Source organism: Rhizobacter sp. P1_G5, from assembly GCF_056405435.1.
The window spans coordinates 1-11739 of the sequence record NZ_JBFUCB010000132.1 but is presented as its reverse complement, the minus strand read 5'-3'; the positions used below and the strand labels follow the sequence as shown (position 1 = coordinate 11739).

Sequence of the window (11739 nt, the reverse complement as noted above, 5' to 3'; positions counted from 1 at the left end):
CCCCCGTGCAGGATGCCGACCAGGTTGACCACCGCATCGCGCCCGGCAACCAGGCCCGCGAGTTGCGCATCGTCGTGCACGTCGGCCGCGAGCAGCTCGACGGTCGGCAGCATCGCCAGCGCCTTCGCGCGCTGCGGCTGCCGGCTCGGCACCGTCAGCCGGCCACCACCGCCGCCGCTGCGCTGGACCAGCTCGGCGCACAGTGCCCGGCCGAGGAAGCCGGATCCACCGATGACCAGCAGGTTCAACGGCCGGCTTCCGTTCATGGCAGGCTGCCGTCGGGCGGCGGCGCGGTCACTTCGCGCGGGCCGACCGGCTTGCCCAGCCGGGCCTTCAGCGATGCGGTCTGCAGCGCCGTCGGGTCGTTCAGCAGCGTCGCGTACAGCAAGGTGTTGGACATCACCTTCTTCACGTAGTCGCGCGTCTCGTTGAACGGGATGTTCTCGATCCAGATCGCCGGCTCGAGCTTCGGCCCGTCGCGCCAGCGCCGCGGCCGGCCCGGGCCGGCGTTGTAGGCGGTCGCGCTCAGCACCTGCGAGCCGCCGAAGTCGTCGAGCAGCAGCCGCAGGTAGCTCGAGCCGAGCTGCACGTTGGTCGGCACGTCCATGATCTGCGCCGGGTCGTAGGCCATGCCGATGCGCTTGGCGACGTTCTTCGCGGTCGGCTGGATCACCTGCATCAGCCCGTAGGCGTTCGCACTGGAGCGGATGTCGGGCTGGAAGCGCGACTCCTGGCGCATCACCCCGTAGATCAGCGCCGGGTCGACCGCGGTCGCTTTCGACGCCGCCATCACCTCGGCGCGGAACGGCGTCGGGTAGCGCTGCGCGATGTCGATCTCGCCGCGCGTGCGGTCGCTGGTGTTGACGCAGCGGTCCCAGACGCGCCGGTCGCAGGCGAGCTGCGCCGCGGCGAGCAGCTCGCGCTCCTCCATGCCGCGCAGCGTGAAGTTCCATTCGCGCACGCCCTCGCTGCGCAGCCCGATCGACACCAGCGCCAGCGCACGGGCCAGCCCCGGCTGGCGCGCGGCGGCGTCGCGCTCGTCCTGCGTCAGCGGCTGCGGCGCCACCGGCAGCGTGATCGGCCCGCCCAGTTCCTCGGCGGCGAGCATGCCGTAGAAGCCGAACTGCGGCGCGATGCTCTCGAACATCGCGGTCGCCTGGGCGCGCAGGCCGTCGCCCTCGGCCGAGTCCTTGGCCAGCGCGCGCAGCGCACGGGCCTTCCAGTAGACCCAGGTCGCGTCGCGCTGCTCGATCGGGTTCATCGCATCGATCGCCTGCACCACCTGCTGCCAGCGCGGCGCGTTCTCGCCGGCGCGCAGCGCGGCACGTGCCTTCCAGGCGAGCGTCTCGTCGGCCCAGTCGATCGAGATCGCGGCCTTCGACGACAGCAGCGCGGCCCGGGTGAAATAACCGGAAGCCTCGGGCAGCAGCTTCAGCGCCGCCTGCTTGCCGACCGCGGCCCAGGCCCAGGCCGCGAGCTCGGGCGGCAGCGCGGCCTCCCATTTGCCGCTCAGCAGGTTGGCAGCGAGTTCGGGGTCGGTGGAGGCGAGGCGCATCAGCGCCAGCGTGTTCAGCTGGTTCGCCTGCCGCCCGCCGAGTGCGCGGGTCAGGTAGCGCGCCGGGTTGTCGGCCAGGTCGTCGACGTCGCTGGCGGCCCGGGTGTTGACCATCAGCGCCGCCTGGCGCGCCGCACGCGGCTTGTTGCCGTCGATCGCGAGGCGCGCCTTGCGCCAGGCGTCGGCTTCGGTGAGCTGCTTCGCGTCGTACAGCGTCGCGGCCAGCAGCGCGCAGCCGTCGTCGGCCTCGCGCTGCGCGAACCAGGCACTGCGGGCGGCGGCGCGCACGTCCTTGCCGTCGAGGTGGTCGGCCAGCAGCGCGTAGCACGAGACCTCGCGGTCGTCGTTCATGCGGAAGCTCGGGTAGTCGGCGGCCAGCGTCTTGAAATCGCGACGGCGCCCCAGCTCCAGCAGCCAGTCGTTGCGCAGCCGGTCTTCGACGTAGCTGCCGCGCCAGCGCTGGTAGAAGGCCGCGATCTCGTCGGCCTGCACGAACTGCAGCCGCTGGCCGATCTCCCAGTAGTCGACCCACATCGCAAGCGGGTTGCGCTCGGCGATCGTGCTGTCGCGCAGCGCGGCGAGCCGGGCCCGGTCTTTCTTGCGCAGCGCCTCGCGGGCTTCGAGCRCCGCGTCGTTGCCGCTCTGCGCGCAGGCAGGCATCGCATTCGCGAGCACGGCGACCGCCAGGCCCTTCAGCAGCCACCGCGCCAGCGTCCTCGTCATGCCCGCGCCATATGATTTGTCTTTGTTCACGCTGTCCTTCATGGTGCCCACCTTGCCATCAGACCCCGACGTCCGTCATCTCTTGCGTCAGCGCCTGCTGGCCGCGCGCACCGCGTTTGTCTCGTCGCCCGCCGGACAAGTTGCGGCGGCATCTCTCACGCGTCACCTCGGGCTGGTTCTCGATCAACTCGAACCCGGGTGCCTCGGGGTCTATTGGCCGATGCGTTCCGAATTTAACGCAGCAAGCCTGTGGGATGGCGATGGATCGCATGCCGCCTTGCCGCTTGCATTGCCATTCACGCAGCGCGTGCCGCCGCAGATGCACTACCGCACGTGGGATGGCAGCCCGCCGTCGCAGAAGGATGAATGCGGCATCCCCGCTGCGAACGGTGCCGCGGTGGTGCCGGACGTGGTGCTGGTGCCCTGCGTCGGCTTCACCGGCAGCGGCTGGCGGCTCGGCTACGGCGGCGGTTTCTTCGACCGCTGGCTCGCGCTGCACCCGCACGTCACGACCGTCGGCGTCGCGTGGGAGGCCGGCCGCCTCAGCGAGGCCGAACTCGCGCCGCAAGCCCACGACCTGCCGCTCGCGCTCATCGTGACCGAGAACGGGGTGGCGCAGGGCTGATGACCGGCTCGGGCGCCGCCTGCGCGAGGCGCTGCACGCTGCGGGCCGACTGCGCGGTGAGCGTCGCGTTCGTCAGCGTCGCATTCGTGCGTTCGCCCTGCTCGATCAGCCAGTCGCGAAAGCGCTGCACCTCGGGCCGCAGCACCGACTGCGGCGACACCACCATCCAGTAGGCATGCGGCGCGTCGATGCGCCCGGCCGGCCCGAACGGCTCGACCAGGTCGCCGCGCTCGAGCGAGTCGGCCACCAGCGCCATGCGGGCCAGCGCGATCGCCTGCCCGGCCAGCGCCGTCTGCACCTGCTGGTAGGTGAAGTTGAGGTACATCCACCGGCGCGGCTGCAACCCGGGCTGGCCATGCAGCGTGAGCCAGCGCCGCCAGCTCAGGAACTCGGCGGTCGGGCGGTTGTCGTCCTCCTCGGCCAGCGTGTGGCCGGCCAGGTCGGCCGGCGTCGACAGCGGCGGCGCCTGGCCGCGCGCGATCTGCTCGGCCAGCCACGGGCTGATGGCCGGCGTCAGGGTCTCGCCGAACAGCCGCGGCGTGCCGGCCGGCACCAGGTGGTCGCCGCCGTAGCGCAGCACGATGTCGATCTCGGGATCATCGAGGTCGACCACCATGTCGGTGGCGGAGACGCGGATGTCGATGTCGGGGTTCGCGCGCTGGAAGGCCTCGAGCCGCGGCAGCAGCCACAGCGACACGAACGACGCGAAGGTGTTGACCGTCACGCGGCGCCGGCCGCGCGAGGTGCGGATCTGCCGCACCGCGGTGTCCAGCCGGTCGAGCGAGGGCGCGACCGCGCGCAACAGCACCTGGCCGTCGCCGGTCAGCTCGACCGAGCGGGTGCCGCGGTTGAAGAGCGGCGCGCCGAGCTCTTCCTCCAGGCCCTTGATCTGCCGGCTGATGGCCGACTGGGTCAGGTGCAGTTCTTCGGCGGCAGCGCTGAAGCTGAGATGGCGGGCCACCGCCTCGAAGGCCCGGACCGGGCCGACCGAGAGCGGCCGATGACGCGGTTGATTCATGCGCGAATGGTATCAATGCGCGTCACACAAGTCATTGGACCGTCGGCCTGCAGCCCCCTAAAGTTCACTCCATGCCCTGCAAGGAGAGCGACATGGCAACCCCGATGGTGATGAGCAATTTTCAACAATCCCAGGCCGCGAGCTGGACCGTGGCACCCGGCGAGGCACGCCCGCTGGAGATCGGCCCGGGGCCCCGCTGGCTGCGCGTGACCGAAGGCCGGCTGTGGCTGACGGTGCCCGGCACGGCCGACGAGCCGGCCCAGGATGTGTGGCTCGAAAGCGGCGACAGCGTCGCGCTGCCGGCCGGTGCGCAGGCGGTGCTCGAGGCTTGGCCGAGCGCGCAATTCCAGCTGCTGGTGCCGCCGGACGCCTGCCGGCGCGGCAAGTCGCTGGCGCAGCGGCTCAGCGAGCAGCTCGCTTCGCGGCTGGGGTCTTCGTCTTCGCCGCTGCCGCACGCGGCTTGACGGTCTTGCGGGCCTTGGCCGCCGCGGCGCGCAGGCCCGCCTCCATCGCGAGCCGCGCCCACGGGCGCATCAGCGCGGGCGATTCCATCGCCTCGTCGGGCGCGGTGTAGTAGCTGATCGACACCGACTTGCCGTCGCCGCCCTCGTAGACGAAGGGCTGGCAGCTCGACTGCTCGAAGCGGGCCCGGGTCGCGTCGTCGGCCTTCAGGTACAGGCGCTCCTGAAAGATCAGCGCGATGAACACGTCGTCGACGTAGAAGCCGTATCCACCGAACATGCGCCGCGRGCGTGTCGGGCCGAGCGAGCCGAGCAGCTCGACGCAGTAGCGGGCGAATTCATCCTTGGGCGAGCTGATCGTGGCCATGTGCCTATCGTAGGGGCAGCAGAGGCGCCTGCGTCACAATGCCTCGCCATGGCCACCTCCGACACGTCCTCCACCACCCTCGGGGTGTTGCGCACGAAACTGATCGCCGACCGGCAGGCGCTGCCCGACCGGCTGGAGCGTGCCGTGCAACTGCAGAGCATGCTGCGCATCTGGCTGGTGAGCCGGCGCGAGACGCTGATCGGCGGCTACTGGCCGATCAAGGGCGAGTTCGATCCGCTGCCGGCGCTGTTCCGCTGGAGCGAGGCCGACCCGGCACGCCGCATCGGCCTGCCGGTGATGGACCGCAAGGATGGCACGCTGCGTTTTCACGTCTGGTACCCCGGCTGCCCGACCGAGCTGGATGCGCATGACATTCCGAAGCCCAAGGGCACCGAGCAGTTCCAGCCGCAGTTGCTGCTGCTGCCGTGCGTGGGCTATGGCACCGAGGGCGCGCGGCTGGGCTACGGCGGCGGGTTCTACGAGCGCTCGATCGCGGCGTTGAATCCTCGGCCGGTCACGGTGGGGCTGTGCTATGCGCACGGCTTCCTGCCGATGCTGCGGCCGCGGCCAGACGAGCACGCGTTGGATGCCGTCATCACCGAAGAAGGCGTGATGTGGAGCAAGTGAGCCCCCCAGTCGCTCGCGCTCCTGCCCCCAAGGAGCGCCAACCCTGGGCCCGGCAAAGCCGGATCCCGGGTCGTTGCTTGATGGGCACCTCGCTGCGCTTGTGCGTCCGTCGTTCGTAGCCCGGGTGCCAAGCCGGGATTCAACCCCACTTCTTCGCTTGTCACCCCCCACAAGGCAGGGCGGTGGCACGAAGGCGCGAACGAACGAATCTACAACCCGAGCCGCCGGCAGATCTCCAGCGGCGCCGTCGCCGCATTCATCGTGTAGATGTGCAACCCCGGCGCGCCCATGCGCAGCAGCCGCTCGCACAGCTCGGTCACGACATCCAGCCCGAAGGCCTTGATCGACGCGGTGTCGTCGCCGAAGCTCTGCAGCCGCAGCCGGATCCAGCGCGGGATCTCGGCCCCCGACGAATCGGCGAAGCGGATGATGCCGCTCGCATTGGTGATCGGCATGATGCCCGGCACCACCGGGATCCCGGCCCCCAGCTTGCGCGCATCGTCGACGAAGCGCTCGTACGCGTCGGCGTTGAAGAAGAACTGCGTGATCGCCGCATCGGCGCCCGCCTTCACCTTCTCGACATACGCCTGCAGGTCGGCCTGCGGCGACCTCGCCTGCGGATGCATCTCGGGATAGGCCGCCACCTCGATGTGGAACTGGCGGCCGGTCGCCTCGCGGATGAACGCGATCAGCTCGCTCGCATAGCGGAACTCGCCGAAACCGCCGTAGCCGCTCGGCAGGTCGCCGCGCAGCGCCACCAGCCGGCGGATGCCCGCGGCCTGGAACTGCGCCAGCTTGGCCCGCACCGACGCGCGGTCGGCGCCGACGCAGGTGAAATGCGATGCGGCCTCGACGCCCTCGGCCAGGATCGCCTGCACCGCGGCCAGCGTGCCGTCCTGCGTCGAGCCGCCCGCGCCGTAGGTGACGGAGCAGAAGCTCGGCTTCAGCGCATACAGCTGCTGGCGCACGGCCGCGAGCTTGGTGACGCCCTCGGGCGTCTTCGGCGGAAAGAACTCCAGGCTGACGGGAACTCGGTTCATGCAACATCCTCGGTCGGCACGGCCCACACGAAGAACTCGGTGTTGCCGTTGCCGCCCTTGATCGGGCTCTGGAAATAGGCGCGCACCTGGAGGAACTGCTCCCTGCAGGCGGTGCGGATGCGCGTCTCGACCTCGGCGAAATGCCGTTCGTCCTTGACGATGCCGCCCTTGCCGATCTGCGCCGGCTGCAGCTCGAACTGCGGCTTGATCAGCAACAGCAGGTGCCCCGTGGGCGCCAGGTAGTGCGCCAGCGTGGGCAGCACGTGCGTCGACGTGATGAACGACAGGTCGCCGGTGACGAAGCCGAAGCTGTGCGGCGTCGACGCGGCCTCGAAGGCCGAGCCGGACACGTCGCGCGCATTGACGCCCTCGAAGCACTGCACCCGCGCATCGGCCTGCAGCTTCGGGTGCAACTGCCCGTGGCCGACGTCGATGCCGGCCACGCGGGCTGCACCGGCCTGCAGCAGGGCATCGGTGAAGCCACCGGTGCTCTGGCCCGCATCCAGGYAGGCGAGGCGGGTCACGTCGATCCTGCAATGCTTGAGCGCACCTTCCAGCTTGAGCCCACCACGCGACACGAAGCGCAGCTCCGCGTCGTCGGTGATCTCGAGCTCGCAGCCTTCCGGTACGTCCTCACCTGCCTTCCTGGGAACGGCCCAGCCCTTGGGGCCGAGCCAGCGGACGGCGCCCCGCTCGATCAACCGCTGAGCGGCCGATCGGGTCGGAGCAAGGCCTTCTTGAACAAGCAATTGGTCGATGCGCATCGGATGATCAAGCAACGCCCCGGGATCCGGCTTTGCCGGGCCCAGGGGTGGCGCCCCTCGGGGGCAGGAGCGAAGCGACTGGGGGGCTCAATACCGGTAGGTGTCGGGCTTGTACGGGCCGTTCTTCGACACGCCGATGTACGCGGCCTGCTCGTCCGTCAGCTCGGTCAGCATCGCGCCGACCTTCTTCAGGTGCAGGCGGGCGACCTTCTCGTCGAGGTGCTTGGGCAGCACGTAGACCTGGCCGACCTGGTACTTCTCGGGCCGCGTGAACAGCTCGATCTGCGCGATCGTCTGGTTGGCGAAGCTCGAGCTCATCACGAAGCTCGGGTGGCCGGTGCCACAGCCGAGGTTCACGAGGCGGCCCTTGGCCAGCAGGATGATGCGCTTGCCGTCCGGGAAGATCACGTGGTCGACCTGCGGCTTGATCTCTTCCCATTCGTACTTCTCGATCGCCGCGATGTCGATCTCGTTGTCGAAGTGGCCGATGTTGCAGACGATCGCCTGGTCCTTCATCGCGAGCATGTGCTCGTGGCGGATCACGCCCTTGTTGCCGGTGGTCGTCACGAAGATGTCGGCCTTGTCGGCGGCGTACTCCATCGTCACGACCTTGTAGCCTTCCATCGCGGCCTGCAGCGCGTTGATCGGGTCGATCTCGGTCACCCACACCTGGGCGCTCAGCGCGCGCAGCGCCTGGGCCGAGCCCTTGCCCACGTCGCCATAGCCGGCCACGCAGGCCACCTTGCCGGCGATCATCACGTCGGTGGCGCGCTTGATGCCGTCGACCAGCGATTCGCGGCAGCCGTACAGGTTGTCGAACTTGCTCTTCGTGACCGAGTCGTTCACGTTGATCGCGCGGAACAGCAGCGTGCCCTTCGCGCTCATTTCCTTCAGGCGGTGCACACCGGTGGTGGTCTCTTCGGTCACGCCCTGGATCTGCGCGCTCTTGCGGGTGTACCAGGTCGGGTCCTGCGCGAGCTTGGCCTTGATGCTCGCGAACAGGCAGGTCTCTTCCTCGCTGCCGGGCTTGTCCAGCACGCTGATGTCCTTCTCGGCGCGCTGGCCCAGGTGCATCAGCAGCGTCGCATCGCCGCCGTCGTCGAGAATCATGTTCGGGCCTTCGCCGTCGGAACCCTTCGGGCCGAAGTCGAAGATGCGGTGCGTGTAATCCCAGTAGTCGGTCAGGTTCTCGCCCTTGTAGGCGAACACCGGGGTGCCCTTCTCGACCAGCGCGGCGGCGGCGTGGTCCTGCGTCGAGAAGATGTTGCACGAGGCCCAGCGCACCTGGGCGCCCAGCGCCTGCAGCGTCTCGACCAGCACGGCGGTCTGGATCGTCATGTGCAGCGAGCCGGTGACGCGCGCGCCCTTCAGCGGCTGCGCCTTCGCGAATTCCTCGCGGATGGCCATCAGGCCGGGCATCTCGGTCTCGGCGATGCGGATCTCCTTGCGGCCCCAGGCGGCAAGCGAGATGTCGGCGATGGCGTGGTCTTGGGAAGGCTTGAGAACAGCGTTCATGTCGGGCTCCATTGAAAGGGACCCGCACGCGCATCGCCGTTGGCAGTTCAGAGACTCACCCACGAGGGACGATCGTGCGGGTGAGCGCGGTTGCAATTGAATTCCCGAGCCTGGGGCGGCTGTCGTGGCGACAGGCGGCCTTGCAACGCTCCTCGGAAAGTGCAGGGATTGTAGTCGCCGGATCGGGCGGATTCCAGTGCGTTGCGTGCGTTGTGGCGTGCGGTATGCCCGCGGGTCGTGCAAGACTGCAGGGCATGTCTGACATCGCGCCCCGCCCTCGCCCCCTTTCAGAACTGAGCCCCGAGCTGGCCCGCAGCGTGCGCGGCGTGCTGACCGACATCGACGACACGCTGACGCGCGACGGCGCGATCGAGCCCGAAGCGCTGGCGGCCTTGCAGGCGCTGCGCGACGCCGGGCTGCCGGTCATCGCGATCACCGGCCGGTCGATGGGCTGGAGCGAGCCGTTTGCGCGCGACTGGCCAATCGATGCGATCGTCGCGGAGAACGGCGCAGTCGCGCTATTCCGCAACGCGGCCGGCCACCTGCAGATCGAGTACGCGCAGGACGAGGCCACCCGCGCCCGCAACACGCTGCGGCTGCGGCGCACCGCGCAACGCGTGCTCGCCGAGGTGCCTGGCACGACGCTCGCGCAGGACAGCGCCGGCCGCGTCACCGACATCGCGATCGACCACAGCGAGTTCGCCCACCTCACGCAGCCGCAGATCGACGCGGTGCTGCAGGTGATGCGCAGCGAAGGCATGAACGCCACCGTCAGCTCGATCCACATCAACGGCTGGTACGGCGAGCACGACAAGCTGAGCGGCGCGCGCTGGATCGTGCAACGGCTGCTCGGGCGTTCGCTCGATGCCGAGACCCCCGCCTGGGCCTACGTCGGCGATTCGACGAACGACCAGGCGATGTTCGGGCACTTCCCGGTCAGCGTGGGGGTCGCGAACCTGATGCAGTTCGCCGATCGGCTGCACACCTGGCCGGCGTACCTGACGCGCAGCCCCCGAGGCGAAGGGTTCGCCGAGTTCGTTCAGGCGCTGCTGGCGCTGGGTTGAAACTGCGTCATCACGTCCTGGTTCCCGACATCAAGCCTCCCAACTTGAGCCCTTTGTCGTGGCCAAGGATCGCCGTGTGCTGCCCCAATTCGTACAGCCATGCGGCAGCAGGCTTGGAGCAATCGCCAAATTCACCAGCCGAGTGCAGCGCTCGGCACTGCTTGAACAGCGTCTTCGCGTGGTGAAAATCCGAGCTGGCCCAGGCCCATCCCTGGTAGCTGCGCATTGCCGCAACGGCGTGAGCAAGAACCTGGAAGGCCTCTTCACCGGAAAAAGCATGCTTCCGCATCAACCATGCACAGAGTCGAAACTGCTTCACCGGCCCGAATTCCGGGTCCTTGCCCTCCACGGCGTCACGCAGGAATTGAACAAGCTCACCCGAAGTGGCACTTTTATAGCCCTTGATCTTGAAGATGACGTCCTTCTGGAACAGTGGCGTGCGATTCTTGAGACGAAAGCCACTTGAGTCGCCCCGCAGTTCGATTTCTGTCTTGTAGGTTGGAATAGCCCCGCAATCGGCCGCGAAAACGGTGCGAGGTTCCGATTGCAGTGTGAGGGCGGCGCTTTCGAGCGGCACGCGCAGCCTGTCGAGTTCACTGCACAAGGCCTTGTCGTCGCCGAGGCGCTTCTTTGCGGACTTGCACCACCTGGCCAACTTGTCCAGAAAGCCGCGGTGCTCTGCCTCGACAGTGAAGCCCATCTCCAGGGCCAAGAACACATTCTCAACGTGCGTTGCCACATCATCGTCGCTCGTGATCAGTGCAGTGGCATTCTCGATGAACATCTCAAGGTTCTGGTGACTGGCACGGCTGCCGAAAGGGCCTCCTCGACGCAGAATCTCATCCACAGCACCGTGCTTCAGTGACTCGTTCATCTGAGTTCGATCGGCCTCCTCGCTGGCGGTCCCATCAAGCGAAAACCCGAGGGAGTCCTCCACCGACGAGTTCGAGTGGCGGGCCTTTTCTCGGTTCCTCTCGACATCCCCACGAACCTTCGGCCCATCCGAGCCATTGCGCCTCCGAGAGAAGGGATTGAAGCGCGACTTCTTGACTGACTCGAGCATGGCTACATCCTGACGAACTGGTTCTGCTTGGTAACCACCTCGCCTCGAACGTTCCTCCTCGACGCCCCTGACGGATCACCCCAGCCGCGCCGCCCGCTGCCCCGCCTGCCGCGCCAGCATCCACCCCGGGTACTCCGCCGGCAGCGCGCTGACCTGGTCCAGCGCCGCCAGTTCATCGGCGTTCAACTTCAAGGCCGTCGCCGCGATGTTGTCGTCCAGCTGCTCGACCCGCTTGGCGCCGATGATCACCGTGCTCACCGCCGGCTGGTGCAGCACCCAGGCCAGCGCGACCCGCGCCACCGACACCCCATGCGCCTCGGCGATGCCGCGCATCACGTCGATGCAGTCGTCGGCACGCGCCCGATTCACCGGCGGGAAATCGAAGGTGGTGCGCCGGCTGCCATGCTCGGCACCCTGGCCGTCGCGCCCGTACTTGCCGCTCAGCAGGCCGCCGGCCAGCGGGCTCCACACCATCAGCCCGACCTGCTCGCTGCGCAGCATCGGCACGATCTCGCGCTCCAGGTCGCGCCCGGCGATCGTGTAGTAGGCCTGCAGCGATTCGAAGCGCGCCTTGCCGTCGCRCTCCGCAATGCCCAGCGCCTTCGCGATCTGCCACGCCGCCCAGTTCGACACGCCGACATAGCGCACATGCCCCTGCTGCACCAGCGTGTCCATCGCGTGCACCGCCTCGTCGATCGGCGTCGACGGGTCGAAGCCGTGGATCTGGTACAGGTCGATGTGCTCCAGCTGCAGGCGCTTCAGGCTCGCCTTCACGCCGTCCATGATGTGGAAGCGCGACATGCCCGAGGAATTGACGCCCTTGGCGCCGGTCTCGCCGAACACCTTGGTGGCGATGACCACCTTGTCGCGCGGCACCTTCAGGTTGCGCAGCGCCTGCCCGGTGATCTGCTCCGACA

Annotated in this window: 13 protein-coding genes and 1 riboswitch; of the genes, 4 read left to right on the top strand and 9 right to left on the bottom strand. The window is 68.5% G+C overall.

Going from position 1 to position 11739, the window contains the following annotated elements; translation table 11 throughout:
- Together AC1D12_RS12105 and AC1D12_RS12100 are read right to left on the bottom strand one after the other, a co-directional pair.
- Positions 1-266 (bottom strand): NAD-dependent epimerase/dehydratase family protein (locus tag AC1D12_RS12105; protein WP_477840612.1); only part of this gene is annotated, 266 nt, incomplete at its 3' end.
- Positions 263-2278 (bottom strand): transglycosylase SLT domain-containing protein, encoded by a 2016-nt coding sequence (locus AC1D12_RS12100; RefSeq protein ID WP_477840610.1) that lies wholly within the window; start codon positions 2276-2278, stop codon positions 263-265. The genes AC1D12_RS12100 and AC1D12_RS12105, both read right to left, overlap by 4 nt.
- 22 nt (positions 2279-2300) lie before the next feature.
- Between AC1D12_RS12100 and AC1D12_RS12095 the strand changes: the two genes are divergently transcribed.
- Positions 2301-2903: a 5-formyltetrahydrofolate cyclo-ligase gene (locus tag AC1D12_RS12095; RefSeq protein WP_197066934.1), complete on the top strand. Its 603-nt coding sequence runs from the start codon at positions 2301-2303 to the stop codon at positions 2901-2903.
- On the opposite strand, the gene AC1D12_RS12090 is transcribed toward AC1D12_RS12095, so the two are convergent.
- Positions 2869-3921, bottom strand: coding sequence for a LysR family transcriptional regulator (locus AC1D12_RS12090; RefSeq protein ID WP_477824959.1), 1053 nt, complete (start codon positions 3919-3921; stop codon positions 2869-2871). The genes AC1D12_RS12095 and AC1D12_RS12090 overlap by 35 nt on opposite strands.
- A gap of 92 nt (positions 3922-4013) precedes the next feature.
- Here AC1D12_RS12090 and AC1D12_RS12085 point away from each other — a divergent pair, with 92 nt between their 5' ends.
- Complete coding sequence (locus AC1D12_RS12085; protein ID WP_477824960.1) at positions 4014-4385, top strand: DUF2917 domain-containing protein; 372 nt, start codon at positions 4014-4016, stop codon at positions 4383-4385.
- On the opposite strand, the gene AC1D12_RS12080 is transcribed toward AC1D12_RS12085, so the two are convergent.
- A complete protein-coding gene (locus tag AC1D12_RS12080; protein ID WP_477840608.1) occupies positions 4324-4749 on the bottom strand; it encodes a TfoX/Sxy family protein in 426 nt (141 codons plus the stop codon). The two genes, AC1D12_RS12085 and AC1D12_RS12080, sit on opposite strands and share 62 nt — an antisense overlap.
- 48 nt (positions 4750-4797) lie before the next feature.
- Here AC1D12_RS12080 and AC1D12_RS12075 point away from each other — a divergent pair, with 48 nt between their 5' ends.
- Positions 4798-5376, top strand: a complete 579-nt coding sequence (locus AC1D12_RS12075) for a 5-formyltetrahydrofolate cyclo-ligase (RefSeq protein ID WP_477824962.1) — start codon at positions 4798-4800, stop codon at positions 5374-5376.
- Between the two features lie 209 nt (positions 5377-5585).
- Here the strand turns inward: AC1D12_RS12075 and metF are convergent, their stop codons facing one another.
- The 3 genes from metF to ahcY all read right to left on the bottom strand — a co-directional run bounded on the left by metF (position 5586) and on the right by ahcY (position 8695).
- Positions 5586-6416 (bottom strand): methylenetetrahydrofolate reductase [NAD(P)H], encoded by an 831-nt coding sequence (gene metF, locus AC1D12_RS12070; protein ID WP_477824963.1) that lies wholly within the window; start codon positions 6414-6416, stop codon positions 5586-5588.
- Complete coding sequence (locus AC1D12_RS12065) at positions 6413-7180, bottom strand: TlyA family RNA methyltransferase (protein ID WP_477840606.1); 768 nt, start codon at positions 7178-7180, stop codon at positions 6413-6415. Before AC1D12_RS12065 ends, metF begins: the two co-directional genes overlap by 4 nt.
- Positions 7181-7267: 87 nt before the next feature.
- Positions 7268-8695 carry an adenosylhomocysteinase gene (ahcY, locus tag AC1D12_RS12060; RefSeq protein WP_477840604.1) on the bottom strand — a complete coding sequence of 476 codons (1428 nt, stop codon included), beginning with the start codon at positions 8693-8695 and terminating at the stop codon, positions 7268-7270.
- 75 nt (positions 8696-8770) lie between these two features.
- A riboswitch (S-adenosyl-L-homocysteine riboswitch) is annotated at positions 8771-8855 on the bottom strand.
- 94 nt (positions 8856-8949) lie between these two features.
- Here ahcY and AC1D12_RS12055 point away from each other — a divergent pair.
- A complete protein-coding gene (locus AC1D12_RS12055) occupies positions 8950-9759 on the top strand; it encodes an HAD-IIB family hydrolase (protein ID WP_477824966.1) in 810 nt (269 codons plus the stop codon).
- Between the two features lie 10 nt (positions 9760-9769).
- Here the strand turns inward: AC1D12_RS12055 and AC1D12_RS12050 are convergent, their stop codons facing one another.
- Together AC1D12_RS12050 and AC1D12_RS12045 are read right to left on the bottom strand one after the other, a co-directional pair.
- On the bottom strand, positions 9770-10822 hold the full coding sequence (locus AC1D12_RS12050) for a hypothetical protein (protein ID WP_477824967.1): 1053 nt from the start codon (positions 10820-10822) through the stop codon (positions 9770-9772).
- A gap of 75 nt (positions 10823-10897) precedes the next feature.
- Positions 10898-11739 (bottom strand): aldo/keto reductase (locus tag AC1D12_RS12045; RefSeq protein WP_477840602.1); only part of this gene is annotated, 842 nt, incomplete at its 5' end.

Coding starts and splice junctions, on each gene's coding strand:
- metF (WP_477824963.1), bottom strand. CDS start 6,416: ATGAACCGAGTTCCCGTCAGCCTGGAGTTCTTTCCGCCGAAGACGCCC.
- AC1D12_RS12055 (WP_477824966.1), top strand. CDS start 8,950: ATGTCTGACATCGCGCCCCGCCCTCGCCCCCTTTCAGAACTGAGCCCC.
- AC1D12_RS12085 (WP_477824960.1), top strand. CDS start 4,014: ATGGCAACCCCGATGGTGATGAGCAATTTTCAACAATCCCAGGCCGCG.
- ahcY (WP_477840604.1), bottom strand. CDS start 8,695: ATGAACGCTGTTCTCAAGCCTTCCCAAGACCACGCCATCGCCGACATC.
- AC1D12_RS12075 (WP_477824962.1), top strand. CDS start 4,798: ATGGCCACCTCCGACACGTCCTCCACCACCCTCGGGGTGTTGCGCACG.
- AC1D12_RS12050 (WP_477824967.1), bottom strand. CDS start 10,822: ATGCTCGAGTCAGTCAAGAAGTCGCGCTTCAATCCCTTCTCTCGGAGG.
- AC1D12_RS12090 (WP_477824959.1), bottom strand. CDS start 3,921: ATGAATCAACCGCGTCATCGGCCGCTCTCGGTCGGCCCGGTCCGGGCC.